Genomic DNA, 25,960 nt, shown 5'->3' with positions numbered 1-25,960 from the left:
ATTATTTCCCCCATTCTAAGGCTTTTACTTTCCAAGCATAAATTAAGCCAACTAACAAAATCATGACAAAAATAAACATTTCAATTAATGCAAACATCCCCAGTTTGCCAAATTGAATTGCCCAGGGAAATAAAAATATTGTCTCAATGTCAAATATTACGAAAAGCAACGCATACATATAATATTTAAAATCAAACTGAACCCATTTATTTGGCCCTATGGGCTCTACACCACATTCATAAATAGTCGACTTAGTTTGATTTGGTTTATGAGGTCTAATTGAAACCATTGATGCCAAATATGACACTAGCAACATACCAATAGGAACGGCTGTGGCAACAACTATAAACATTGCGAGAAGACCATACTGGTGAAAATAATTCTCCATAATAACTCCCATGGATCAACCAGATTATTGGTGTTTTTATGATTCAATATATATTCACAATAGCATATCACCACAGTTATATTGTATCAAGTGAAAAATTACACAATCTAGACTAGATAATGAAAAGTAGCATAGAACTTTTCAATACTACTAAATAATAGTAGTCTAATAGGATTGAGTTTAACTAATAAAAAGGCTTTTATTGATAATAGATCTTCACAATCATACATACCCAAAATCTGATGATAGTTTGCTTTCTCCAGATGATTTAATTGTTAACGCCAAAAAAAATGGTTTAGATGGGATTTGCTTAACTGATCATGATCAATTCTGGACTCAGGAACAAATAAACGAATTACAGGTAAAATATAACTTTCCAGTTTTCCCAGGTTCAGAAATTACTACCGAAGAAGGGCATGTAATTGTATTTGGTTTAGATGAATATATTTTTGGAATGCATAATATAAAGTTTTTATCAAAAGTAGTAAAAAATAAGTCTGGTTTTATGATTGCTGCACACCCATATAGGAGAAGATTTGATAGTGTTTCACAAATGGATTCTACTAAACTTGAAAAAACAGCTATTAATGCTAAAAATGATCTAATTTTTAAAAATGTAGATGCAATAGAATCATTAAACGGAAGAGGAGACAAAATACAAAATATTTTCTCTTCAAAAATTTGCGAAATAGTAAAATTACCCTCGACTGGAGGAAGCGATGCTCATAAAGTTGAAGATATTGGTAAAGTTGGTACAAAATTCGATACAAAAATAACAACTTTGGAGGAACTAATTAGCACATTAAAAATTGGTAGATATAAACCGATATTACTAAAATAAATCTAATAGAATCAGCAATATGAATAAAGAAAATTTAATAGAAATACAAAATCTAGAAGTTGTGTTTGAATCAAAAGAATCGTCAATTAAGGCAGTTGATAATATCAACCTCAGTATCCCTAAAAACACAATAGTCGGGATAGTCGGAGAAAGTGGTTCTGGAAAATCTACCACGGGTTTATCTATATTAAATCTGATACCAGATCCAGGAGTAATAAAAAACGGTTCAATTTATTTTAATTCTGAAAACATATTAACTATGGATGAAATAAATTTACGTAAAATACGTGGGAAAGAAATCAGTATGATTTTTCAAGATCCCCGGGCTTCTTTAAACCCAAGTATTACAATTGGAACCCAAATAACTGAAATTCTAGAAACTCACTCAGGTTTATCTAGAAAAGATGCAGAAAAAGAAGTAATCCCTCTTCTTTCTTCAATAGGATTACCAGATCCTAAACGTATTCTCAAATCCTATTCGTTTCAACTAAGTGGGGGTATGTGTCAAAGAATCATGCTTGCTATGGCGGTTTCTTTAAAACCTCAATTACTAATTGCAGATGAACCTACTTCTAACCTAGATACAACACTTCAAGCTGCTATATTACAAAAAATACGTCAACTAAAAAATTCATACGGGATAACAGTAATACTTATAACCCATGATATGGGAGTGATAGCACAAATGGCTGATTATGTGGCTGTAATGTATAAAGGTACAATTGTAGAAATGAGTGAAACAATTAAGTTATTTAAAAATCCACGCCACCCATATACTCAGGGGTTATTAGACGCAATTCCAAGAATCGATGATTATCAAAAAAAACTCTACTCTTTTGCACCAATTGATGATCAAAGTGAAGATATTGAACTTGAAATATGCCCTTTTATACCACGCTGTAAGTTTAAAACTGAGCTTTGTAAAAATAGCTTAAAACCGGCATTAAAATTTATTGACGAAAACCATTCGGTAGCCTGTTTCCACCCAATTGAAATCAAGTAACAATACGATTAGAAATTAAACTATCGAATATAATGTTCTCATTAATAGTTCCAGTCTTCATTCCTATATCCAAATCTGAAATCTTCTCATATAAATTCATCAAGACATCTATGTCTCGGTGCTTGACTTGATTAATAATATTATCGATAACGTAATCAGAATATATCCCCAATTTTTCTTTATATAAACTTTTCGGAGAATTATAATTAGTAAGTTGCTTTGCAATTATCAATAATCTCATTTGCCGAGAAATCATTGATAATAAATATTGAGTAGAGTGACCACTTTCAAATATTGATGGAATATTTTTAAATGAAACTGCAATATTCTGATCGAGTAACAAGTCAACTAATTTAAAAATAACCATTTCTTTTGGATTATTAATTAAGATATCTAAATGCTCTGATTCAACGACTTCACCCTCGCAATAATTTATTACCTTTTCTATTTCATTACTTAATGTCCACATATCGTTTCCAACATAATCAGCAATTAATCGTGCATTTTTATTGCTTATTGTCTTACCATTATCTAAAAGTTGTTTACTAATCCATTTTTCTAATTCTAATGAAAGTAAATTATTAAACGATTGTATTTGAGTTTGATTTGTTAAACCCAATTTATCAATTAAGCGTTTAGCTTCTACCATTAAATCTTTTCTTTCATCATTGAGATTATTAGTAATATCTTTTGGGCTTTGCCAATCTTCAACTAAAAGTATTTGTTTTTCATTAGGAAGATTATTCAAAAATTCCAGAAGTGTGTTCCAATTATTTGAAGACTTTGCTGTAGATTTTTTTTTAGTATTAGAAATGTTTTTGTATTTATCAATTAAGTTATAAATGACAACTAAATTAGATTTAGCAAAAAATGGGATTGTCATTAATGCATTTTGTATTTCTTCAATAGAAGCAGATTTACCATCAACATAAATAACTTCAGAAAAACTTTCCTGATCATTTGATGTGAATTTACTAACTAGAGAATTTATATATTGTTTTTTAAGATAATCGTTTTCTCCACAGATAAGTTCAATTCTTCTATCATTTTGAAACATAACAAAACCTATAAATCCATCATTAAATCAATTATTTAGTATAATACCTAGGTTATTATAATTGAATAGATCTTTTTTTTATGCAAAATTAAATGCAAATGGAAAATACAATTGACAATCAAAATTTAAAAAATCGAATTATTTGCAAGGCATGCAACACTGGAAATGACGCAAGTGCTACAAGGTGTAAGAAGTGTTGGGGCCGTCTCACACAAAAAGGTTTTAACACAAAAGTAGAACCTGAATTAGTTTCGTCATCATATGAAACTCAATATCTTAATGATTATAGAAAAACTATAGCAAATAGAGCAATGATCAAATGGGTCTTAGGTTTAACTATTACATTGTTTCTTATACTTGCTTGGATAATTAATGTTTTTCAATTTAATGTTAAAATTGAAACCATTTCACCTAGCTCAAAAGTATCCAATTCACAAGATATAAATGACTGGTCTATGGTCCAAAAAAACAATCATCACACCGGTCTTGCTAGCGAAAATGATTTTACCATTTCTGAAGGGGTTAAATGGAAATTTACAACCACCGGTTTTATTCACACAACGCCTGCAATGGTCGAAAATACCATTTACATTGGAACTGGTGATAATAAAATAATCGCATTAGATACAAATAATGGGAACGTGATTTGGGAAAACACCGTCAATTCTCCTGTAGATGTTTCCCTATCATTAACAAAAGATATTGCTTACGCCAGTTTGAGAGATGGAAGAATATTGGCGCTAGATAGAAAGAATGGTAAAGAAATCTGGTCCTACGATACTGGCGAGGCCATATTTGGAAGTGTCACTATACACAATGGCGCTGTCTATGGCGGTAATACTGGTAAAAAAGTATTTAGTATTGATGCAAAGACAGGTGAATTATTATGGGATTATTTTACTGAATCTTGGGTAATAACGGCTCCAGCAGTAAAAGATAATGTTGTTGCAGTTGGATCAGATGATAGTTATTTCTACTTACTAAATGCTCAAAACGGTAATTTAAGATACAAACTTAAATTAGGTAGTGGAGAAAACACACCCACTATAATAGACGATACGGCCTATTTTACAACTGCTACAAGATTTGGAAGTAGATTAAATTCATTTAATCTACAACGGAAAAATGTTCGATTTGCACAAGGATTTATCAGGTGGTGGTTTCAATTATACGCATGGAATATGGCTCCAAAGCCTGCAAATCCTATAGGATATAATTGGGGAGTAGAGCTACGAAGAGAAACTGGTGGCTTTCAAATACGTAATGAACAAGTGCGAAGTAATTTAGCAACTGATGGGGAATATATTTATGTGAATACATTTGAAGGCAATATTAGATCTATAGATATTAAAAATGGTGATACTTTGTGGAAAATAAGTAAATCGGCAAATATACAATCTTCTCCAATTTTATCTGGATCAACTTTAGTACAATTGATGAATAATGGTACTATTTATGGCATAAATAAAAACGATGGATCTATAATGTGGGAATATATGCTGGACGAAGAAATTTATGGCTCAGCAATATTAGTAAATGACACGCTCTATGTCCCTACAGTAAAAGGAAATTTATACGCATTAGGGTAAAAAAGAAAGAGATATAAATGGAAATAGGACTTATAGGACTTCCACAAAGTGGGAAAACGACTGTTTTTGAAGCAATAACACATACTCTCAAAGATAAATCTAGTAAAAACACAAATATTGGCATATCAAGAGTAGAAGATCCAAGAATAGATGAACTAGTAGCATTATTTGATCCAAAAAAAATCAGTAAAGCTGAAGTAACATTTGTTGATATACCAACTTCACCAGAAAGTTTAGGAAAAAGCCAAAGTATTTCTGGAGAATATCTTAATATTCTTCAACGTATGGATGCTTTAGTAGAAGTAATTCGTTATTTTGATAATCCTTCAGTTCCTCATATATTTGAAACCATTGATATAAAAAGAGATTCAAAAACATTGAAAGAGGAATTAATATTTTCAGATTTAACAATAATTGATAAAAGAATTGAAAGATTAAATAGTGAACTTAAAGGTGCAAGAAACGATAAAAAAGAATCTATAATCAAAGAAATCGGGCAATTAACGAATGTCAAAGAAAACTTGGAAAATAACATTCCTATAAAAGATCAAAATTTAGATAAGGATACTGCTGAAATTGTGTGGAATTTCCAACTTTTATCAGCAAAACCATTGCTGAGTGTTTTAAATATAGACGAGGATAAAATTAATCATAAAGATAGTCGGGATACAATAAGTATCTGTGCGCAACTAGAAAAAGAATTAGCTGAAATGCCTGAAGAAGATCAATTAATGTTTAGGGAATCTTTAGGCATTGAAGAGTCAGGTAAAAATAAACTTATTGATAAAAGTTATGCATTATTAAATTTGATATCATTTTTTACAGTTGGTCCAGATGAAGTAAAAGCTTGGACAATAACTCAAGGAATGTCAGCTTTGGAAGCTGCTGGACAAATACATTCTGATATACAAAAAGGTTTCATTAAGGCTGAAGTTATTGGTTACCAAAATATGATTGAAAGTAAAAAGATGGCTGAAGCAAAAAAATTAGGTTTATTGAGGCTTGAGGGAAAAGAATATCTTATGAACGATGGAGATATAGCTCACTTCATGTTTAACAAATGATAAATTTTCATTTATTATGAAAAAAATAACAATAACCAGTTTAATAAGTATATTATTTGTCATCCTAATATCTTGTAATAATTCCACACCGATATGTATAGATATCTGTCATGGTAATGTTATAGCAATAGATAATAGTTCACTCGAAAAACTTGAAGGGTTCACATTAGCAGAGTTAAACACCGATAAGATTATCAAATTTAAAACTATAGGAGACGTAGGAATTACTGTTTCCCACATGAAAGAACACATGTTAATTGCAGAACCTGTTTCTGTAACTTTCTACATTAATTCAGAAGGTGAACACATGGCAACAATTGTTGCCGATTTACTCCTGCCAGAGAAGAGATTAAATTAATCTGCAAATATTATCCGGCCAAATAATTTATTTTCTTGCATCCATCCAAATGCAATTAACAAATCCTTTAATGGCAACTTAGTATGAACTACTGGTTTGAGTAAATCATTTTTTATTAACTCAATACCTCTTAACACATGACTTCTTCTTGCACCAGTAGAACCCCTAATGGTCAAATCTCTAAAAAGAATTTCTGCTAAATTTACTTGAGCTTTTGCATTTCCAAGCTCTCCTAATAGTACTAATTTCCCATTACTTGCCAAGCTATTTATGCAAGAAGCAAAATATCTTGAACCAACACAATCAATGACAACATCTACACCCATATCAGCTGTCATGGCTTGAATAATTTCTGAAAAATCCAAATCATCCGTTGCTAATATAACTTCATCTAAACCTAATTCCATCAAAGATGATATCTTCCCTTCTGAAGATGTTATTCCAAAAGTAGAGCATCCCATTGCTTTCGCAATCTGCGCAACATGGATACCTAAACCACCACTAGCTCCTGTTATTGCAACAGATGAACCAGAAGGTATATCAGTAATGTCTGTTAATGCCTGTATTCCTACACCTATAGGACAAGTAAGTAGAGGAGCAATATCAGGACTAATAAAATCGGGGATTGGTATTGCAGAATTTTGTCTGACTGCTAAAAATTCTGCAAATCCTCCCTGAGATCCATGACCAATACCTGCTCCATTTTCACACCTATGTTCATTATTTGAAATGCATTGCTCACATACCCCACAGGATTGAGTTAATAAAGTGACTATTTTGTCACCAATGTCAAAATTTTCTACTTGTTCTCCCTTTTCAAGAATCTCGCCACATACCTCATGTCCTAATATGGGATCACTTGGGATGCCTCGTCGCAATGTTCCATTCATTACTAAAAAATCATGTCGACAAAATCCGGTACTTAAAACTTTTATAAGTAATTCGTCAGATTTTATCTTTGGTTCTGGCACATCTACGTAGGATAATATAGGAATAGTTCCAGGTTGTTTTAATACTACCGCTTTCAAAAACCATTTTCCTTTATATTAATTTTGATAAACATTGGATCCATCTAACCAATCTGAACGAATAGGACTAAAAGCATCTATTTCTTCGGTTTCTTCTATAGCTTCTGCACTATGGTCTACATTAGAAGGAATATGTATTGTTTGTCCCGGTTCAACAATAGATTCAACCCCATCAATGATAAATAATAATTTACCACTTAAAACATGCGTAATTTGTTCACTCTCGTGTTTGTGAGTAGGGACTTTGGCCCCCTCGTCAAATAAAATTCTCCCAAGCATTACCTTTTCTCCAAGAGCTACTTGTCGTGTTACGCCCGGTATAAATTGTTCTTTTGGTACATCATCCCATGATATCGATTGACCAGACATATACCCTCCTATTTTTCTTCAATAATTATGGTTTTTATAATATCACCCTGGTAATTTGGTGCTTTTGAAGGATCTCTATATGTAATTTTTTTAACAACATCATCAAATCCTTCTACTACTCGACCAAAAACCGTATGACAGTGTGTTCCTAATAAAGTACAACGCTTTTTTTCGCCATTTTCCATGGTATCAAGAAACGGTTGCGGTGAAAGTGTTATATACCACTGAGATCCTGCTGAATTTGTCACAGCTTTATTTGCCATAGCTATTACACCTGTTTCATGAGACAGATCATTGTATTCATCTTCAATAGTATAGCCAGGTCCACCTTGACCTGTACCTGTAGGATCACCCGATTGTGCTACAAAGTTACGAATAACTCTATGAAATGTAATATTATCGTAAAAACCTTCTTGTGATAGCGCAACAAAATTATTTACAGCTATTGGGGATTTATCTGGGTATAGTTCCAATACTATATCACCTTTAGCGGTTACAATTGTTGCCAGATATGTTTTATTTACATCTATCCTCATTTCGAAAGGTTTAGTTCGATATGGTTTAGGTGTTGGTGTTGGTGTTTGGCGTAATTCGGAAACAGTTGGAGATTTTTCGTCCAAACGATAATCCGTAATATTACAACCACTCATGGCTAAAAAAGAAAAAATTGCTATACACAATATAAACAATTTATTTTTTCTCACCAAATAAATCATCATTATCCCTTTCAATATTTGTTATTTCATTAGGTGTTTTATCAGGATTGATAAAATTTGCCAAAGTGTCATTAGATCTGACATCTATGACTACAGGCATAGGTAAAGAATGCCCTATAACAAGTGCTTGTTGTTTTGGAGCCAGAGTAGAAACAACGCTTCTTAAATCTCTAGAAGATCCTGCTAATATAGAGTCTATATCTCTATTATCTTCTAATTGATGAATGAATTTTGTTCCCAATTGACTAAGAACTTCTGCATCAATTCCACTCGGCCTCTGATCAACAACAAGCAAAGTTACTTTCCATTTTCTCATTTCGCGAGCGATTGTTCCAAAAATAGTTTGGCTAGCCACTTCAGAATTTAAAAACTTATGAGCTTCCTCAATGGCAATTACTAATTGATTGTCTTGTTCTGCCCATCTTTCATAAATTCTCCGGGTGATCAAACTAGTAACTAATATGTACGCGGTTTCATTGCTTTGATGTGTACCAAAGTCAAGGATTACATGTTTGCCTCTTTCTAATGATGTAAATATTCTTTTTATAGATTCTTCTGCAGGATTTTGTTGCAAAAACTCAAACTTTTTAAGAATTTCTAATCTTCTCCACAAAGTGTGTAAAACAGTATATAACTGTCCAGTACGTTCTGCCGCAGCACTCAAACTATTGGGATTTTCCTTATCTTCACTAGGTTCCATATTTAAAAATAAACCAAGCCATTTATCACCGTAAGTTCTATCTAATGCATGTGCGGCAAGTAGTCCTGCGGAAGTTAAATTTAAAGTCTCTGACAATATCTCAATATCTTGAACTTCTAGATCATTATAAGAAACCATAATTTCAGCATCTGGTCGTACTTGACCTTTATTAAGAGATTTTCCAAGGGACATCACCTCCACTTTTGAAGGAAATATCTGCTTCAAACTATTTATTTTTTTGCCAGATTCATCATTTACAGAATCACTATAATCCCTATGCATATCAAATATGAGATTAACGCCTAAATCTTTTTTGATGATTTCTGATAATAAAACCCGTGTTAAGAAAGTTTTACCTGTGCCAGTTTTGCCAAAAACACCATTTGATCGTTTTATCAATTGTTCTAAATCAAGATTAATTTTAACCTCTGCATCACGACCTTTGGGAGTACCTATCCAACCATGATTTTCATCTTCAGAACCAAAAATCTCTGTGTAGTCTTTACTTGTAGCTCTATAGACAGGAGAAAAATGTGGAGGAAGTGTGGTTGCCGGACCAAAACTTATGTTATCTAAACTGAGTTTATCGAATTCATCAATATTTGTATCCAAAGATACTGCCAATTGTAAGCTAATTTTAAGAATAGTGAATGCGCTAGTTCCTGACAGGATTGAAGTTACAAAAAAATCAGAACTGTTAGGAGGCAAAGAACGAATAGATGAATCTGAGGACTGCAACATCATATCGGAAATAATACCAAAATATCGCTTTTCTCGCCCCTCAATAGTAATTCCATCACCAACATATAAATTTTCAACAGAATAGTCAGAATCTAATCTTACTTCCAATCCTGAAGATAAAGCTCCTCCTACTATAGTTCCTATTTTTTGGTTATCTTCTACATTACTCATTTATTGGACCTCTACCTAATTTTCTGAGTAAAGAAATCAATTTTTGTTGATCATGTGGGAAATTCTTTGCTACATCTATTCCTATATCATGTAAAAATTTTTCTGGATCTAAATGACACACGGATATCCTTCTAATTGATATAGAAAAAATTTCATCTGTTATAACATCTATACCCTCAAGCAATAATTCCATAAATGTTCTTGAAGATGTAAATGCCAGTATTTCTTTCTCATCCAATAAAGATATCCCTGTATGTATTTTTGCTGGAAGTAATGGTAATTCATATTTATAACTTTTTAATCGATCTATATGCCCCAGAATAAATATTTCTGCTTGAGTCCGAAAAAGTAATGATAAATGAGGATTATCTTCATACAGCTTTTCTGGTTCGTTTTGAAAAGGCCCTCTAGCAATTGGTCTTCTAGAAGGGTCTAATGGTTCAGTAAACACATTATATACTACGCCAATTATTGACGGATCATCTTGAGTTTTTATCAAAGTTCCTAATTTAGGAGCTTGATAAAGTTCATAGCACTGAACAATTACACTTTTAGTAGATGATTCAATAATTTCTGCAATGGTATTTTGATTTTTCATTTGATCTCTCAATTATATTGAATGATTTCATTATATCAATAAATTAAACCCATCTATATTTTTTTGAGCGATCTTTTTGTGATGTATTATAATTTATCCCTTGTTGAGCCAATAAACGATCTAATAGCATTTTAAAATTCTCTCTATCAGTTGTATTAATAACAGCCTGTTCATGAGCCTCCATAATTGACACTGGATAGCCAAGTCCTTTATTACATTGATCAATAATCAAAGAATGACTTAATTCTAATAAATCTGGGTTATTTGCTGTCCAATTTGGGAGTTCTATTCTGGCTATCTCATTAAATATATTCAGGTAATAAAAATTAATTCCATATTCTTCTTTGTAGTATTTTTCAATAACATTTGAAGTACTTTGAAACAATGAAGATCTAGCAGTATTAGGAAGGTATTTAATAAAAATATCTCTGTCTCTAATTCCCGAAACTAAACTACAGCCTTCTTTACAAGGATTATTATTTGAACAGTATTCATTACATAGACAAATTCTCAGCGAGTTAATGACATCCGATGTGTCAGGATAACTGAGATATGACGCCAAAATAATTCCTTTATCAGATAATTTTTTAATTCTATGTAATTGTTCTAAAAATTCCTTTTGTAGTAATTGATCTATAACATACTCTTGTTCACCAAGAATTGACCATAAAATTAATGATCCATCCACCAAAGCTAAAGTAGGAATACCGTCAGCATAATTCTCTAGGGTATCTGCAAGAAAAGTAAGTTCCATAACTGCCCGCTTAACACCCATTAAATTTCCCTGTAATGGAGACCTACTAGTTGAGTTACTGTCAAATATATTTAGTTCCGCTTCTCCTATATAGGTTAACGGAGAACTATTTAAAATTGCACTTGGATTAGATCCATATGTAAATATTACAGTGCCAATGTTCAAAACAACACATTTAATAGGGCTATGTCTATCGACATCAATATGGGACCCATCAACAGCAATCACTCGATAATCTTTAGGTAATTGTTTTGGGCTATAAGTTGTAATCTTATTATCTAAAAACTTTGCAGCTAACCATTTATGGTTACCTTCATTCCGTTTGTGCTCTATCAAATACGGGTCAGATTTTTTATAAAAATCAATTAATTTATCAACTCTTTGATAATATAAGTTATCATCCGATTTAATTAATTTAACCGCTTTTTGTAGTTTTTCTGCTATTAGCTCAAAATCAAAAGGCATAATTCTATCTCAATTTTTATCTAGTCACCAAATATATCGCTATTCCAGCAAAGAGCACACCCATAATTTTGGTCAATTTTACTTCTTCGCCAAGAAAAATTAAGCTTAGACAAACTGCTATGACAAATGACATAGAAAAAATAGGAGCAACTACTGACGCATCTCCTTGACTAAGTGCATAATAATAAGACATAACAGCTAAACCTAAAAATCCACCCGCAATCGCCATTAACGACCATACACCTAAAGAAATATTGCCGTCTATTTCCGACAAAACACTATGTCGATTAATCCAAAAGAAAATAAACGAAATAACTACCAAAATACCATTAGTAACCAAAACAGCAATTTCATTAGGTACATATTTCAGAGATATTTTTGTAAAAAATATAGTAAATCCATAACTACACATTGCAATCCCTGCCCAGGCTAAATATCCCATATATACTCTCTCTCTATTTAATATTCAGAGATCTAAAATCTCCATTTCTCTTAGTTAGTTTTTGTTCATCTAAATGCTCTAAAATGAGTAAAGCATTTTTCCTGCTAATACCAAGATAATCTCTCACTTCAGCAACCTTAACATCTTGATTGTTTTTCATCAATTCAATTATTTTATTAACCATTGTGTTGTACTCTTGAGAACTCATTACAATTTCTGCGTCAATTTTTATCAAATATGCCTCTTGTATCATTAAGTTAACTAATTCTCTATTCTTAAATACAGAATTAATGTTGATAAATAATTCAGACTTAGCCATTTCTAAATATTCATTAAGCAACAAATTATCATTTTCGCTTATATCAATTGAAAATTGTATTAAAGATATAAGCTGATTAGTTATTTTTAATATCTCATCGTCTATAAGTTGGTTAATAATCAATGGTAAATAAGAATCAGGTATCATTAATATTCTATTCAAATCATTAATAGTGCAACCTTTACGATATGGAAAATCTAAATGATATTTCTCTAAATAGTTTATAGTGCGAGTTTTTATGTATTCATAATAAGTAGTAGAAATCAAACTATTGATTTCACTGTTATTTTTTGAATCTAATAAAATGATTTGTTTGTCTTGGATTAATTTATGAATAAGAGATATGATTTCTTCTGTAGAAAAATTAGTTAAAGATGTTAGTAAATCAATATTACTGATTTTGGAATCAGTAATATGTTGTTGAATAATCTCCAGTGGTTTCCCTTCCGACAAGGTATACAAACGTTCGATAATACTTATATCACTCCGTTTATGCCGATTTACATCTGTTTCTATAATAATACCTCCACCAATGGTCTCGTTTGATGTTCTAATTATAAATCGATCACCAGATACACATGGAAGCATATCCTCCAATACAAATTGAGCTAACCCTACATCTCCAGAAACCATTTCATTCGATGTAAGTAATCTAACTTTAACCATAGATTCTGAAGCACCAGTGTAAAACATAACAGAGGAATTATGTTTCAATATCTTTTTTGTATTAGGTACCAATTTAATTTGCACATCTACTGCTCGTGTTACTGATAACCAATTTGGAGTAGTTAGAGTATCTCCACGCAAAATATTTTGATGAGAAATTCCTGAGATATTAACCGCAACACGATTCCCAGGCTCAGCATGATCATAAGGCTTATTATGTATATGTAAGCCACGAATTCTACCAATTTGATTTGATTTAATCAATTCAACTTCTTGTCCAATATCTAAAGATCCTTCTATTAGTGTCCCAGTTACAACACTTCCAAAACCACTAACCACAAACGATCTATCTATTGCCAATCTTGGCTTATTTGTAGTTTTATTAAAATTAATTATCGAGGCTTCTTTTTCTATGTGAGCTATTAAATCATCAACACCGACACCAGTATGAGAAGAAAGCTCAATAATTGGAGAACTCAAGTATGGTGATTTTTTTAATAGCTCCTTGATTTCTTCTTTGATTAAATTGATCCATTCTAAATCTACTAAATCTTTCTTTGTAATTGCGACTATAAGAGATTTTATTTCTAATAGGTTGATAATTTGAAAATGCTCTATAGTTTGAGGCATTATTCCTTCATCTGCAGCAATTACCAGTAATGCCATATCTATACCGCCAACACCTGTTATCATGTTTTTTATGAATTTCTCGTGACCTGGTACATCAATTATACTAACTTCTTGACCGATCGGAAGAACAAACCAAGCAAAACCTAAATCAATAGTCATTCCTCTTTTTTTTTCCTCTAACAATCTATCAGGGTCTGTACCAGTTATCTTTTCAACTAAAGCAGATTTACCATGATCTATATGTCCTGCTGTACCTATAACAAACATCTTTATCCTTACAGAAATTTATAAAACACTTCATTAGCAAGCAATCTTCCGCGTCTTGTTAATTTTATTGAATCTTTAGCTATTTCTAATAGTCCCATATGAATTAATTCGTTTATTTCTTTATCATATTTTTCAGATATTAAATCAATAAAGGATTTTGTAAATATTGATTGATTAATACCTTGAACTAATCTTAGACCAAGAATAAATTTATCAGCAATTCTTGTATTATTGTCATAATACTCAACTTCAGATACTGCACAAAACCCTTTACAAATTTCGGTATTATTCTGTATAGTTCGATTCTTTTCTAATAAGTTTATATACTCATTGGGAGAATTTACGTTCCAGAATCGCAAACCTGAATAAAATGAATGAGCGCCAGCACCTATTCCAATATATTCTTGAGAATACCAATATGTTAAATTATGCTTAGATTCTTTGCCTGGAAGACTCCAATTTGATATTTCATAATGTGTATACCCATTATTATTCATTTCTTTTTCTACATATTCATACATATCTGCTGCAACATCTGAGTCAGGATTAGGCATTAAACCTTCTGAAACCATCCAATCAAATTTAGTATTTTTTTCAATAGTTAAGCCATACATTGAAATATGATCAGGCTTTAATTTTAAAGCCTGCTTGATAGTAGATTTCCAATCATCCATATTTTGACCGGGTATGCCATATATAAGATCTAAATTAAGATTATCGAAACCTAATGATCTTGCTTTAATAAAACCTTGTGATATTTCTATAAAATCGTGATCACGTCCTAAAACACGTAAAAATTTATCACTAAAACTTTGTGCCCCTATAGAAATCCGATTAATATTACTATTTTCCCACGATAGAAGTTTTTCTTGAGATAAATCATTTGGATTACATTCTATAGAAATTTCGGCTTCATCCAATAAATTAAAATTATTAACTATAGTTTGCATAATTTTAGAAATATTATTTTCTGATATATAAGATGGGGTGCCTCCTCCAAAAAAAACTGATTTTATATATTTATTCTTGGAGTTAAAATCAATATATCTTGACCAATTCGTTAACTCTGTAATTAATGAATTTATATAATCTTCTGTCAAATGTTCTATATTTTCATAGGTATTAAAGTCACAATAAGGGCATTTAGTCCTACAAAAAGGTATATGTATATATAAAGAAAATGGTTCCATAATACTTCTTAGCTAAATTAAATCATTGATATGATATAATACACCACTTTATGTATTGTTTGAAAAGGTAAAATTTATATGCAAAAAAATACTTACAAATCAAAAACCACATTGCGAGTGAGATGGTCTGAATGTGATATGCAAGGTATAGCATTTAACGCAATCTACATGATTTGGTCTGAAATTGCCATTCAAGAACATTTCCGTTCATTAAATTTAAATATCTATGAATTAGGCAAAGAAAATATATTTGATTCAGTTATTGTAAATTCTAATATTAATTACAAATTACCTGCTAGGTTAGATGAAATATTAGATATATATACCCAAGTGAAAAAAATTGGCAACTCCAGCTTTACAATGGAATTTGAGATTATGAATCAAAAAAAACAATTGCTTACTTCTATTGAAAATACATACGTAAGTTATGATCGAATAAAAGAGAAATCAAAAAAAATACCTGATGATATAAGAAAATTGTTATTTTGATTTTTTACCAAAAGACAACCTTAATTCACCTTGTTCCCACATAACTAAAAATTGGCATGCTATGAATATTGAACTATATGTACCAACTATTAATCCTATTAGCAAAACATAAAGAAAATTACGTATACTTTCTCCACCTAAAAATATCAATGCAAAAATAGTTAATAATAATGTAACACTTGTATTTAAAGACCTACCAATTGTTTGAGTAATACTATCATTAACGATCATAGATAATGGTCTATCGGGATCAATTGAAGCGTTCTCTCTTACGCGATCAAATACTACAATCGTATCATTAACACTATACCCTATTACAACGAGTATCCCTGGTATAAACATGGCATTAATTTCTAATCCCATAAATTTTCCTAGAAGCGAAAATAAACCCAGAACAATAAGAGAATCATGGATCAACGCAACAATAGCTGCTACACCATATCGAAATGGATTTGATACTCCTCGAAATGAATATGTTACGTATATTAATATACCAATTGAAGCGACAACAACGGCAATAACTGCATTATTTACAGTATCATTTGCTACAACACCTGACACTGTGGCCACATCTACACTTTCTATTCTTGCTAGATTTGATAGATCTTCTTCTATCAGTAAACGATCAGATTTCCTTCCAGTAGATTCATTTCCTTCTTCTAATTTACTCATCCTGACAAATACTGTGTTAGTTCCACTTTGTTGAACGGTTGCGTCATTATAGCCTAACTGATTCAGTCTTTCTCTGACAGATTCAGATTTAATTTCAGAATCAAAAACGACAGTCATAGTTGATCCACCAGAAAAATCAATACCTAATGTTAACCGCGGAGGAACTATTAAAGAGCTTACGCAAATAACGAGTAATACTGCTGAAATTGTAAAATACCAAAATCTTCTTTTAACTATATCCATTATTTACCCTCGAGATGTTGTAATATTTTCAGGCGAAAATAAAGATTTCCATTTACCAAAAAATGTTGAACCAATTATTTGTAATAAAACTTTACTAACGAAGACTGAAGTGAATAAGCTGACTAATACTCCAATTGATAATGTCGTACCTACTCCTGCTAGAGTTGTTGCGCCTAATCTTTGACCAAACCATATTAAAACGGCACTGGTGATTAGTGTCGAAATACTTGCGTCTCTTATTGCGGTCCATGCTCTATTAAATCCGATTTCAATAGATGATAAGAGTGTACGCCCCAAACGCAATTCTTCTTTAGTCCTTTCAAATATTAATATATTAGCATCTACTGCCATACCTATAGACAATATAAACCCTGCCAGACCAGCAAGGGTCAAAGTGATAGGTATTAATTTAAATAAAGTTAAAACAATAGCCGTATACAAAATAAGACTAAATGCGGCAATAATACCTGCAACGCGATAATAAAGGATCATAAATAACAAAACTAGAAATAAACCTGCAATACCTGCAGTTAAACTTTTGCTCAAAGATTCCGCTCCTAAAGTTGCGTCTACAGTTAATTCAGAAATGAGCTCCAATGGTACTGGCAATCTTCCAGATTCAAGTTGTATCGCTATTGTATTTACCCTATCGAATGTAAACGCCTGGCCTTCTATAAAGGCTGAACCACCTAGTATGGGTTGAGAAACTCCAGGAGCTACAATTTCTTCATCATCAAGGAAAACTACAAATCTATCAGGAGAAGAAGTTCCTCTTGTAGCAGATAATTTTGTAGTTAGTTCTGCAAAAACTTTAGTCCCTTCACTATCAAATTCCACATTAACTATTGGCGCTCCTGTTTGAGGATGTGTTCCAGCATAAGCTCTATCAAGATCATCGCCAGTTAATCCAGTTTCTTGATCTGATTGATTTTCTTTAACTTCACAAGGGTAATACTCAATACCATCAGATACAAGTCTATAATTTTCCAAACAAGTACGTTCAACAAAGCGTAATTGGGCTGTTCTTCCAATTAATGTTTTAACCTCTTCAACATTATTTAATCCTGGTAACTGAACTAGTATTTTATCGCCATCCATAGACTGGATAATGGGTTCAGATACACCATATGGATTTACTCTACGATTAATAATATCAACCACACCTTCCATTTGATTAGCTGTAGGAGTTGCAGGGATATCTGTAATAATATATTTAATGGTTGGAGCAATATATTGTTCTAAATCCCTTTTTAATATTTCTTCATCAGGAGTTCGAGTAGATAATTCGGTATTAATAACCACTGTATTGTTTTCACCGACATTAATACTTTTATTACTGGATCCTAAATTAGAAAAGATTTCTGTAACAAATTGCTCAAGTAATATAGCTTGATTTTCTTCTGCAAACTTAATTGAAAAAGTGAATTCTTTAAGATTTTCAATGTCTTCATCATTTCCTATAGGAAATAACATTTCATCGATATTAGAAATTCTATATTCCAAACGACTTTCAATACCAGGCAAATAATTTGCTAAACTTACTATTTCACTTGTTTCTCTTACTTTTAAATCAACACTCAACTCATTATTGGTATCAATCTTACCTATACTTGCATATATTTGCTCTGGGTCTAACAAGTTTTCTAAATGAAAAGTTACTATACTTTCGTTAATTGAATTCACATTAGGAACATCTGAAAATTCAATTTCAATATTCTTAGTACCTCTTGCTTGATAGACTAAGTGACTGCCTCCTTGAAGATCTAAACCAAGTTTCATACCAAGTAACGAATCACTTCCTCTAGAAAAAGTCCAGCCACCTAGATTTAAATCCCATTTACTGGGATATAGTGCTCCAAAAGTTGCAAACCCAATCACAAGTATCATTAACAACCTAATTATATTTCTTCTGTTTATTAACAAATCACTTTTCCTTATCTATTTGTTCTCTATTTAATATAACTTTAGCATATTGAATAGCATCTACATATTTTGTAATTTTACCAGAAATTACCTCTTCTTGAATTTCCTCTAAGATGGTACCAATAATAGGGCCAGTTGATAAGCCCAATTCCTGCATTAATTGTCTACCATTAATAAGTCTCTCATACTTTGGATCATCTTGTTGTTTTGTACCCTGTAAATAAATATGATTTACCTTTGTTACATAATCGATCCATTCTTGTTTTTCTAAAAGTGGTCCTCGAGCAGCCAAATAATCAGCTAAATTCAAATATATAGTATCAATAGCAAAATCTTCTGAACTTCTGAAAAAACGATAAATTGCTTTGTCTGAAGGAAGTTGTCCTTCATGACTCATTTGTCCTGGCCTAAGATGATGATCAATTATTGTACTAATTCCTCGTATATGCTTTTTAGAGAATCTAAGGTTTTTAAGTATTTTTTCCGATATTATTGCACCTTCTCTGTGATGACCTTTAAATCGTATTCTTTCATTATCAATTGTTTTAGTATGTGGTTTTGCAATATCATGCAAAAGGCAAGCTACCTTAACCATAGAATATCTTGAATAACCTGAAATATTATCATTCATAAAATAATCTTTTAATTGTGGATTCCAATAAATCTCATCTAAGATCCAAGTATCAATATTATTAGAGTGAATGATATTTTCAAAATACCCTACTGTTTGCACATTATGTTCAAAAATATCCCAATAATGTTCTTTAGGTTGATCTTCGTTTACACCCAATTTTAATTCCGGAATTAGATTAAATAACAAATCTAAATTATTTAACTGTTTAATTGCATTCATAGTTCCAGAATCAAAAGACATAATAGTCATCAATTCATCATGTATTCTTTCAGGTGCACAATTTTGTATTAATTTAGCATCATCACGAATTTGTTTTTTTGTTTGATTATCTATTTCTAGATCTAAAAATTCAGATAAACGCACTGCACGAAGTAACCTTATGGAATCATCATTGAATACCGTTTCACTTACTACTATTAGTTTTCTTTGATTTAAATGTGAGAACCCTTCCAAAGGGTCCAAAATATGTTGTATAGAGTCTACAGCAAATAATTTATCGATAGGAATGTATAATGAATTAATAGTAAAATCACGAGTTAAAGCATCATTTTCTATAGATACAACTAACTCTGAAATATCTATGTTTAAAATGTCATCACTTGTTCTATATGTGATGCGAAAGATATTTCTTGTTTCATCTAATACAAAATAATTTGATTCAAGAATATTTGAAAGTTCTCTAGCAAATACTTCAGGATTACTAGTAACGACTAAATCTAAATCTTTTGGCTCATTACCTAGTATTAAATCTCGTACAAAACCACCACAAGCATAAATAGTAATATCTTTATATTTAGTTGTTATCAAATCTGTAATATGTTTATATAAAATATCTTTCGGCATTATACTTTAACTTCTATGAGGTAACCTCTTTAGGACTTACTTCTTCGCCTTCAATATCAGTGTCAGTTTCTTCAGAAATTTTTCGTAGGTTTTCATGACTTTTTAAATGATCTAAATACAAAATACCATTCAGATGATCGATTTCGTGTTCTAATGCTTGTGCCAATAATCCAGTAGCATTAATTTTTATTCTTTTTCCATCTAAATCTTGTGCTTTAACTTTTACATTTTCAGACCTAAAAATATTTCCAATATATCCTGGAACACTCAAACATCCCTCTTCAACTTCTCTTTCACCTGATATTTCAGTAATTTCAGGATTAATAATATAAATTGGATCGTCTTCTAATGATGTTTGAATGACAGCGATTCTTTTTAATACACCTACTTGATTCGCTGCTAAACCTACACCATGAGCGTCTTGAAGTGTTTCAAACATATCAAATGCTAATGTTTTAATCGAATCATCTATTTTTTTTATTTTATGTGCTTTCATTTTTAGAATAGGATCAGGAACTATTCTAATTTCTAAAATCGACATGAAACCGCCTTTTAATTTATTTCAGTTATCCATTATAGATTTGTTATTTGATAAGTGCAAAGATATTCTAATTAAACGACAAAGGATCTACATCTATAATCCAATTATCAGAGATTTTTACTCTATTAATAATATCTCGTGGATTTGGGCCTCGAAGAATTATTTGCCAACGATATTTTCCTCTCAATTTATTATAAAAGGATGGAACCGGACCGGAAATATCAATGTACCAATAATCCCATTTACTTCTTATTTGCATTAGTTCTCTCTTCATTCTTTCAGCTTCTTTTTGAGCTCTTTGTGGATCAAAATGAGAATAAACTAACTTAACAATCCTACTATAAGGAGGTAAATTATGTATTTGTCTGAATTTTGCTTCCACTTCATAAAAACTAGAAAAATCTTGCTTGGATGCTAAATCAATAACATAATTATCAGGGAAGTATGTCTGTACTATGCCTTTGCCTGGCTTTTCGCCTCGTCCAGAACGGCCAACGACTTGATATATCAATTGAAATATTTTTTCACTTGATCTGTAATCAGGTATAAACAAACCTATATCTGCTAAAACTATTCCTACTAATGTCACGTTTGGTATATTTAGACCTTTGGCTACCATCTGTGTTCCAACTAATATTTGAGCATTTCCATTAGAAAAATCTCGTAACACTTCTGGATCATGTCGATTTTCTTGCGAAATATCTCTATCCCACCTAGAAACTAATAAGTCAGGAAAATGCTCTTTAATTTCAGATACAACTCTTTGAGTTCCAAAACCTAACATTTTAATATCACTAGATTCGCATTTGCTACATTTATAATTCGTATTATATTTACGGTTACATAGATGACAAATCAATTTTTCTATAGAAGAATGGTATGTTAGAACAGCATTACAACTCGAGCATGATACAATCTCAGAGCAGTGTTGGCATCTTAAAGAAACAGAAGTCCCTCTGCGATTAACGAGTAAAATTATCTGTTCATCCCTATATGCAGTCTGATTTATATTATCAAGCAACGACGTGCTAAATATACTTGTATTGCCATTTTGTAATTCTTCTTTCATATCAACAACTTCAACATCAGCTAAATTGTCACTCCATGAATAACTGGATCTATTCATGGATTTATCTGAAATACGATAAGGCAATTCATGCATATTTATTGAACCCATTACTTTGGCTCTATGATAGGTTATTAGATCTGGAGTAGCGCTACCCAATAATACTGTTGCATTTAAATTCTCAGCCTTTATCATGGCCACAGAACGCGCATTATATCTAGGGTTAGGTTCTTCTTGTTTGTAATTCCATTCATGTTCTTCATCGATGATTATTAATCCAATATTATCAATAGGAGTAAATAAAGCACTTCTAGGGCCAACTACTACTTCAAATTTATTTGCATGAATATCCCACCAAACTTTTCTATGTTCACGTGCTTTCATAGAACTATGAAAATAAGTTATTTTCCCAGGAAATCTCATTTCTAATTCTTTAATAACTTGATCAATTAAAGAAATTTCTGGAATAAGAAAGAGAACTCTTTTATTTAAATTTAAACATTCTTCTATACATCTAAGATATACTTCTGTTTTACCGCTCCCAGTAATACCATGCAGTAAATTAACTGAAAACTTATTTGATTTAATTTCTTCACTCAATTTTTGCACAGCTTTATGCTGATAGTCTGTCAAAATAAAATCATCAGTATATATATTTTTAGGCCGAAATTTAGTTTTATCAATGACAGGATTTACATCCACAGCCTCACTTAATCGTTGGACTCTCAAATCATCAAGCATTGTAGTTTTGTTAACCCAATCCCATTCAACAGTAATATTTTTAGATTTGATTAGTTTATTTAAAATAATTACGGAATCTTTTGATAATAATTTTTTTAACTGATCAATGTTTCCTTTGAATTTTAATTTTTTTCCTAAGGCTTTAAATAAATCCTCGGGCATATCATTTGTACTAGATTCGTGGGCTTGTAAATATTGTTGAGATCGATTAGAAAACCCAGGTGGAATCATTAACACTAAGCATGTATAAAAAGAAGTAAAATAATAATCGCTAATCCATCTAGCTAAATAAATTTGATGAGAATTTAGTAAAGCACCTATATCATCACATTTATATATAGGTTTGATATAAGACAAGTCGACAGAATCTTTTACCTCAGTAACAATACCATCTACAAACTTATTTCTTAATGGAACCTGAACCATCTGCCCCACTGATATATTCATATCTTTAGGTATGGAATACGTATAAGTTTTAGGTTCTAAAATTAGTGCATCAACAGCAACTTCAGCATATAACATCAATCTCACAAAGGAATATAAGATTTAATATTGTCTTTTTTCCTTGATTCGGGCAGATTTTCCTGAACGATTTCGTAGATAATAAAGTTTTGCACGTCTAACATCTCCACGACGCAAAACCTTCAAACTCTCCAATTTAGGAGAGTGTATTGGAAAAGTTAACTCAACACCAAATCCTCTGGTTGTTCTACGTAAGGTGAAGGTTCGTTGCAATCCAGAACCTTTTTCTCCGATTACTACACCTTCTAGTGATTGTACACGCTCTCGATTACCTTCGATGATACGAACATCAACCTTTATAGTATCTCCGGGTGAAAAATCATCTATATTTTCTTTATTTGGGGCTTGAACCAGTTGATTAGGTTCCATTTAATTACCTCTAATATTTTTCATGATTAAATAACACTGAATTAGTTTAATTGCGAAACAACAAGTTGTCAAAAATTATTTAAAAATTAAATAATTTCAATATGATACCCTGTGCAACTAATAATAAAATCACAGAACCAAAAAGTGAAAACCATCCTGTCATCTTTGTAATATACCTAAAGGGTACTGCTAATTGAAAAAACCTCATTGTGGATATTATTCCCAAAATTATCCCAATAATACTCATAAACATAGCAGCTCCATTGCTGACTTGTTGCTCAGGATAGGTCCATGGAATACCAAAGATTATCAGCGAATGAAAAGCAATAATTAGAGATATAAAACCTAACAACCGAGAATTATATGACCATAAATATGTTATTGATGAGGTTATAAAATAAATGGTCCATAAAGAGAAATAAAGTACTAATGTAAGTATTAAAGCTGTGCCCGATGGTATGCCGAGTATAGAATATCCAATTATCTCTAATTTGAATATTTCCCATAAAAATATTCCTATTAATAATGGTACCGTACCTATCATGGTAACAATCCCTAATAATCTAGACTCAAGATAAAAACCCAATATGTACCATGATTCCAGAAATAATAATAAACCAATAAATGTTAAAAAAAATGTTTCCATATTATTTCTCCATAATTGTCTTGGTAATTAATTGACATTAGTGACTTAATTATTCATCATTTTGTTCTAATAATCTTAATTCATCAAAAGATAGGTCTGAAGGATCAATCATCTCAGGGCGTTTTTTTGCTGTGCGTATTATAGATTGCTTTCTTCTCCAATCATTTATTTCTTTATGATTCCCCGATAACAAGATTTCGGGTACATCCCAACCTCTGTAAGAAAACGGCCGAGTGTATTGTGGATATTGTATCAAATCTGAATAGAAAGAATCGAGTTTATATGAATCTTCATTTCCCAATACACCTGGTAAAAGTCTAGAAACGGTATCAATAACAACCATTGCAGCTAACTCGCCGCCACTCATAACGTAATCTCCTATGCTTAATTCTTCTGTAGCCAAATGTTTTCTAATTCTTTCATCAAATCCTCCATATCTTCCACATATTAAAGCTATTTGATCACAATTTGAAAGTTCTCTAGCTTTCTTTTGATCGAATTTCTTTCCTTGTGGAGATAAAAGTATCACAGGTACATTCTTCCTTGTAATAACTGATTCAACACTATCAAACAATGGTTCAGGTTTTAGAACCATTCCTGGTCCACCGCCATATTGATAATCATCTACTGTCTTATAATTATCTGTAGATTTATCTCGCCAATCATGTAGATTAATCTTTACTAGTTGGTTATTTAAAGCTCGTGAAATTATGCCATCCTTAAATATTGTTTCAAACATGTCAGGAAAAAGTGAAAAAACTTCAAAATTAATCATTAGATTTTCCTTTTATCAGTATCAATGGTCTAAAGAATCGCTTTGTATTAATTTGATTGCATGATCTAATACCGGAAGTATTATATTCAAACATTCACTAATTGCTCTAGGGTTCCCAGGTAAATTAATTATTAGTGTTTTATTTCTATAACCGCATACTGACCTACTTATAATTGATAGAGGATTAAGATCATAAGTTTTAACTCTCATGATTTCTGGAATTCCTAATATTTCCTTTTCGACAATAGCTTTAGTTGCCTCGGGAGTAACATCTCTTTTAGTAATTCCTGTACCGCCTGTGGTAATAATTAAATCTATTTCATCAATATCAGAAAGTTCTACAAGCTGGGCTTTTATAGTGTCGAAATCATCAGGTATAACGGCATAAAAATATAAATGAAACCCATTTTTTTCAAGAATTTCTTGAATTAATTTACCGCTAAGATCATCTCTCTGTCCTTTGGAGCCTTTGTCACTACAGGTTATAATACCTAATTCAAACATTTTGTATTCTCAACAGTTTTATATCTCTGCTCATTTTATCATAGAAAAGTTTTCGTATAAATCAAAAACACCACAGATGTTATTCTGTGGTGTTTTGTTTATATAAAAACTTTTAGGAAGTATAATTTGGTTAATTTATTGAGTTCTTAAAGCCCAAAGATTCCTCTTTTATTAAAGGTTTTATTCCTACGTATAAAAGGAGGTATATCTAATGCATCTTCAGAATCTAAAACTTCTATATCTAATTGTGATAATAGATCGTCACTATTAGGAATCACATTCTCTACAGCTTGGAATCCCGTAGCAATTATTGTTATTGATACCTCATCTTCCAGTCTTGGATCATTTGACATACCGAATATGATATTAGCATCAGGATCTACAATACTTTCAATTAGATCCGCTGCTTTTTGGACCTCATTAAGAGTAAGATCTGTTCCACCTGAAACATTTAATAAAACACCCTTGGCTCCATCTATCGATACATCTAATAAAGGACTATTGATAGCTGCTTTAGCAGCTTCAACAGCTCGATCTTCTCCTCGGGCATTACCTATAGCCATCCAAGCTGGACCTGCGCCACTCATAATTGTTTTGACATCAGCAAAATCTAAGTTGATAGTTCCAGATTTAGTA

The 25,960-nt window shown here is 31.5% G+C and carries 27 protein-coding genes; 6 read left to right on the top strand and 21 right to left on the bottom strand.

The window, feature by feature from the left end; genetic code table 11:
- Position 1: 1 nt before the first annotated feature.
- Positions 2-388 carry an NADH-quinone oxidoreductase subunit A gene (locus tag FI695_00645; GenBank protein ID MQG50471.1) on the bottom strand — a complete coding sequence of 129 codons (387 nt, stop codon included), beginning with the start codon at positions 386-388 and terminating at the stop codon, positions 2-4.
- A gap of 202 nt (positions 389-590) precedes the next feature.
- Here FI695_00645 and FI695_00640 point away from each other — a divergent pair, with 202 nt between their 5' ends.
- Both FI695_00640 and FI695_00635 read left to right on the top strand, forming a co-directional pair.
- On the top strand, positions 591-1,229 hold the full coding sequence (locus tag FI695_00640; GenBank protein MQG50470.1) for a PHP domain-containing protein: 639 nt from the start codon (positions 591-593) through the stop codon (positions 1,227-1,229).
- Between the two features lie 19 nt (positions 1,230-1,248).
- Complete coding sequence (locus FI695_00635) at positions 1,249-2,232, top strand: ABC transporter ATP-binding protein (GenBank protein ID MQG50469.1); 984 nt, start codon at positions 1,249-1,251, stop codon at positions 2,230-2,232.
- Here the strand turns inward: FI695_00635 and holA are convergent.
- On the bottom strand, positions 2,225-3,289 hold the full coding sequence (gene holA, locus FI695_00630; GenBank protein ID MQG50468.1) for a DNA polymerase III subunit delta: 1,065 nt from the start codon (positions 3,287-3,289) through the stop codon (positions 2,225-2,227). The two genes, FI695_00635 and holA, sit on opposite strands and share 8 nt — an antisense overlap.
- A gap of 92 nt (positions 3,290-3,381) precedes the next feature.
- On the opposite strand from holA, the gene FI695_00625 reads away from it, so the two are divergent.
- The 3 genes from FI695_00625 to FI695_00615 are packed head-to-tail and all read left to right on the top strand — an operon-like array spanning position 3,382 to position 6,300.
- Positions 3,382-4,878, top strand: coding sequence for a LysM peptidoglycan-binding domain-containing protein (locus tag FI695_00625; protein MQG50467.1), 1,497 nt, complete (start codon positions 3,382-3,384; stop codon positions 4,876-4,878).
- A 17-nt stretch (positions 4,879-4,895) separates the two neighbouring features.
- Complete coding sequence (gene ychF, locus FI695_00620; protein MQG50466.1) at positions 4,896-5,942, top strand: redox-regulated ATPase YchF; 1,047 nt, start codon at positions 4,896-4,898, stop codon at positions 5,940-5,942.
- A gap of 16 nt (positions 5,943-5,958) precedes the next feature.
- Positions 5,959-6,300 (top strand): hypothetical protein, encoded by a 342-nt coding sequence (locus FI695_00615; GenBank protein ID MQG50465.1) that lies wholly within the window; start codon positions 5,959-5,961, stop codon positions 6,298-6,300.
- Here the strand turns inward: FI695_00615 and FI695_00610 are convergent.
- The 9 genes from FI695_00610 to hemW all read right to left on the bottom strand — a co-directional run bounded on the left by FI695_00610 (position 6,297) and on the right by hemW (position 15,356).
- Positions 6,297-7,328 (bottom strand): zinc-binding dehydrogenase, encoded by a 1,032-nt coding sequence (locus FI695_00610; GenBank protein ID MQG50464.1) that lies wholly within the window; start codon positions 7,326-7,328, stop codon positions 6,297-6,299. The genes FI695_00615 and FI695_00610 overlap by 4 nt on opposite strands.
- Positions 7,329-7,346: 18 nt before the next feature.
- Entirely contained in the window at positions 7,347-7,697 is a 351-nt protein-coding gene (locus FI695_00605) for a cupin domain-containing protein (protein MQG50463.1), read from the bottom strand.
- Positions 7,698-7,705: 8 nt separating this feature from the next.
- Entirely contained in the window at positions 7,706-8,233 is a 528-nt protein-coding gene (locus FI695_00600; GenBank protein MQG50462.1) for a peptidylprolyl isomerase, read from the bottom strand.
- Positions 8,234-8,387: 154 nt separating this feature from the next.
- Positions 8,388-10,025 (bottom strand): ATP-binding protein, encoded by a 1,638-nt coding sequence (locus FI695_00595; GenBank protein ID MQG50461.1) that lies wholly within the window; start codon positions 10,023-10,025, stop codon positions 8,388-8,390.
- Positions 10,018-10,623, bottom strand: coding sequence for a hypothetical protein (locus FI695_00590; GenBank protein MQG50460.1), 606 nt, complete (start codon positions 10,621-10,623; stop codon positions 10,018-10,020). Before FI695_00590 ends, FI695_00595 begins: the two co-directional genes overlap by 8 nt.
- 43 nt (positions 10,624-10,666) lie before the next feature.
- Positions 10,667-11,842 (bottom strand): DNA double-strand break repair nuclease NurA, encoded by a 1,176-nt coding sequence (locus FI695_00585; protein ID MQG50459.1) that lies wholly within the window; start codon positions 11,840-11,842, stop codon positions 10,667-10,669.
- A gap of 16 nt (positions 11,843-11,858) precedes the next feature.
- Positions 11,859-12,284 carry a hypothetical protein gene (locus FI695_00580; protein ID MQG50458.1) on the bottom strand — a complete coding sequence of 142 codons (426 nt, stop codon included), beginning with the start codon at positions 12,282-12,284 and terminating at the stop codon, positions 11,859-11,861.
- 13 nt (positions 12,285-12,297) lie between these two features.
- A complete protein-coding gene (selB, locus tag FI695_00575) occupies positions 12,298-14,166 on the bottom strand; it encodes a selenocysteine-specific translation elongation factor (protein ID MQG50457.1) in 1,869 nt (622 codons plus the stop codon).
- Between the two features lie 8 nt (positions 14,167-14,174).
- A complete protein-coding gene (gene hemW / locus FI695_00570; protein ID MQG50456.1) occupies positions 14,175-15,356 on the bottom strand; it encodes a radical SAM family heme chaperone HemW in 1,182 nt (393 codons plus the stop codon).
- Between the two features lie 78 nt (positions 15,357-15,434).
- On the opposite strand from hemW, the gene FI695_00565 reads away from it, so the two are divergent.
- Positions 15,435-15,845: an acyl-CoA thioesterase gene (locus tag FI695_00565; GenBank protein ID MQG50455.1), complete on the top strand. Its 411-nt coding sequence runs from the start codon at positions 15,435-15,437 to the stop codon at positions 15,843-15,845.
- On the opposite strand, the gene secF is transcribed toward FI695_00565, so the two are convergent.
- From secF to FI695_00515, 10 genes are all read right to left on the bottom strand, one after another.
- A complete protein-coding gene (gene secF / locus FI695_00560) occupies positions 15,837-16,760 on the bottom strand; it encodes a protein translocase subunit SecF (GenBank protein ID MQG50454.1) in 924 nt (307 codons plus the stop codon). The genes FI695_00565 and secF overlap by 9 nt on opposite strands.
- Positions 16,761-16,763: 3 nt before the next feature.
- Positions 16,764-18,647 carry a protein translocase subunit SecD gene (secD, locus tag FI695_00555; protein ID MQG50453.1) on the bottom strand — a complete coding sequence of 628 codons (1,884 nt, stop codon included), beginning with the start codon at positions 18,645-18,647 and terminating at the stop codon, positions 16,764-16,766.
- A gap of 37 nt (positions 18,648-18,684) precedes the next feature.
- A complete protein-coding gene (locus tag FI695_00550; protein MQG50452.1) occupies positions 18,685-20,160 on the bottom strand; it encodes a CCA tRNA nucleotidyltransferase in 1,476 nt (491 codons plus the stop codon).
- A gap of 13 nt (positions 20,161-20,173) precedes the next feature.
- Positions 20,174-20,701, bottom strand: coding sequence for a peptide deformylase (gene def / locus FI695_00545; GenBank protein ID MQG50451.1), 528 nt, complete (start codon positions 20,699-20,701; stop codon positions 20,174-20,176).
- Between the two features lie 67 nt (positions 20,702-20,768).
- On the bottom strand, positions 20,769-23,030 hold the full coding sequence (gene priA, locus FI695_00540; protein MQG50450.1) for a primosomal protein N': 2,262 nt from the start codon (positions 23,028-23,030) through the stop codon (positions 20,769-20,771).
- 24 nt (positions 23,031-23,054) lie between these two features.
- On the bottom strand, positions 23,055-23,399 hold the full coding sequence (rplS, locus tag FI695_00535; GenBank protein MQG50449.1) for a 50S ribosomal protein L19: 345 nt from the start codon (positions 23,397-23,399) through the stop codon (positions 23,055-23,057).
- A gap of 79 nt (positions 23,400-23,478) precedes the next feature.
- Positions 23,479-24,045 (bottom strand): hypothetical protein, encoded by a 567-nt coding sequence (locus tag FI695_00530; protein ID MQG50448.1) that lies wholly within the window; start codon positions 24,043-24,045, stop codon positions 23,479-23,481.
- Positions 24,046-24,094: 49 nt separating this feature from the next.
- Positions 24,095-24,817 (bottom strand): tRNA (guanosine(37)-N1)-methyltransferase TrmD, encoded by a 723-nt coding sequence (trmD, locus tag FI695_00525; GenBank protein ID MQG50447.1) that lies wholly within the window; start codon positions 24,815-24,817, stop codon positions 24,095-24,097.
- A gap of 24 nt (positions 24,818-24,841) precedes the next feature.
- Positions 24,842-25,324: a MogA/MoaB family molybdenum cofactor biosynthesis protein gene (locus FI695_00520; GenBank protein ID MQG50446.1), complete on the bottom strand. Its 483-nt coding sequence runs from the start codon at positions 25,322-25,324 to the stop codon at positions 24,842-24,844.
- Positions 25,325-25,470: 146 nt separating this feature from the next.
- On the bottom strand, positions 25,471-25,960 hold a 490-nt coding region (locus tag FI695_00515), incomplete at its 5' end, for a cell division protein FtsZ (GenBank protein ID MQG50445.1).

It is taken from the genome of SAR202 cluster bacterium (genome assembly GCA_009392515.1).
Classification (GTDB): Bacteria; Chloroflexota; Dehalococcoidia; order Lucifugimonadales; family UBA6952; genus UBA6952.
This window is presented reverse-complemented; position numbering and strand designations above follow the sequence as displayed.

Excerpts from the sequence above, each read along its gene's own strand:
- FI695_00595 (MQG50461.1), bottom strand. The coding sequence starts at position 10,025 with ATGAGTAATGTAGAAGATAACCAAAAAATAGGAACTATAGTAGGAGGA.
- FI695_00615 (MQG50465.1), top strand. The coding sequence starts at position 5,959 with ATGAAAAAAATAACAATAACCAGTTTAATAAGTATATTATTTGTCATC.
- selB (MQG50457.1), bottom strand. The coding sequence starts at position 14,166 with ATGTTTGTTATAGGTACAGCAGGACATATAGATCATGGTAAATCTGCT.
- FI695_00600 (MQG50462.1), bottom strand. The coding sequence starts at position 8,233 with ATGAGGATAGATGTAAATAAAACATATCTGGCAACAATTGTAACCGCT.
- FI695_00645 (MQG50471.1), bottom strand. The coding sequence starts at position 388 with ATGGAGAATTATTTTCACCAGTATGGTCTTCTCGCAATGTTTATAGTT.
- FI695_00625 (MQG50467.1), top strand. The coding sequence starts at position 3,382 with ATGCAAATGGAAAATACAATTGACAATCAAAATTTAAAAAATCGAATT.
- priA (MQG50450.1), bottom strand. The coding sequence starts at position 23,030 with ATGTTATATGCTGAAGTTGCTGTTGATGCACTAATTTTAGAACCTAAA.
- FI695_00635 (MQG50469.1), top strand. The coding sequence starts at position 1,249 with ATGAATAAAGAAAATTTAATAGAAATACAAAATCTAGAAGTTGTGTTT.
- rplS (MQG50449.1), bottom strand. The coding sequence starts at position 23,399 with ATGGAACCTAATCAACTGGTTCAAGCCCCAAATAAAGAAAATATAGAT.
- FI695_00530 (MQG50448.1), bottom strand. The coding sequence starts at position 24,045 with ATGGAAACATTTTTTTTAACATTTATTGGTTTATTATTATTTCTGGAA.
- FI695_00580 (MQG50458.1), bottom strand. The coding sequence starts at position 12,284 with ATGGGATATTTAGCCTGGGCAGGGATTGCAATGTGTAGTTATGGATTT.
- holA (MQG50468.1), bottom strand. The coding sequence starts at position 3,289 with ATGTTTCAAAATGATAGAAGAATTGAACTTATCTGTGGAGAAAACGAT.
- FI695_00590 (MQG50460.1), bottom strand. The coding sequence starts at position 10,623 with ATGAAAAATCAAAATACCATTGCAGAAATTATTGAATCATCTACTAAA.
- FI695_00585 (MQG50459.1), bottom strand. The coding sequence starts at position 11,842 with ATGCCTTTTGATTTTGAGCTAATAGCAGAAAAACTACAAAAAGCGGTT.
- secD (MQG50453.1), bottom strand. The coding sequence starts at position 18,647 with ATGATACTTGTGATTGGGTTTGCAACTTTTGGAGCACTATATCCCAGT.
- def (MQG50451.1), bottom strand. The coding sequence starts at position 20,701 with ATGTCGATTTTAGAAATTAGAATAGTTCCTGATCCTATTCTAAAAATG.
- secF (MQG50454.1), bottom strand. The coding sequence starts at position 16,760 with ATGGATATAGTTAAAAGAAGATTTTGGTATTTTACAATTTCAGCAGTA.
- ychF (MQG50466.1), top strand. The coding sequence starts at position 4,896 with ATGGAAATAGGACTTATAGGACTTCCACAAAGTGGGAAAACGACTGTT.
- FI695_00550 (MQG50452.1), bottom strand. The coding sequence starts at position 20,160 with ATGCCGAAAGATATTTTATATAAACATATTACAGATTTGATAACAACT.
- hemW (MQG50456.1), bottom strand. The coding sequence starts at position 15,356 with ATGGAACCATTTTCTTTATATATACATATACCTTTTTGTAGGACTAAA.
- FI695_00520 (MQG50446.1), bottom strand. The coding sequence starts at position 25,324 with ATGTTTGAATTAGGTATTATAACCTGTAGTGACAAAGGCTCCAAAGGA.
- FI695_00605 (MQG50463.1), bottom strand. The coding sequence starts at position 7,697 with ATGTCTGGTCAATCGATATCATGGGATGATGTACCAAAAGAACAATTT.
- FI695_00565 (MQG50455.1), top strand. The coding sequence starts at position 15,435 with ATGCAAAAAAATACTTACAAATCAAAAACCACATTGCGAGTGAGATGG.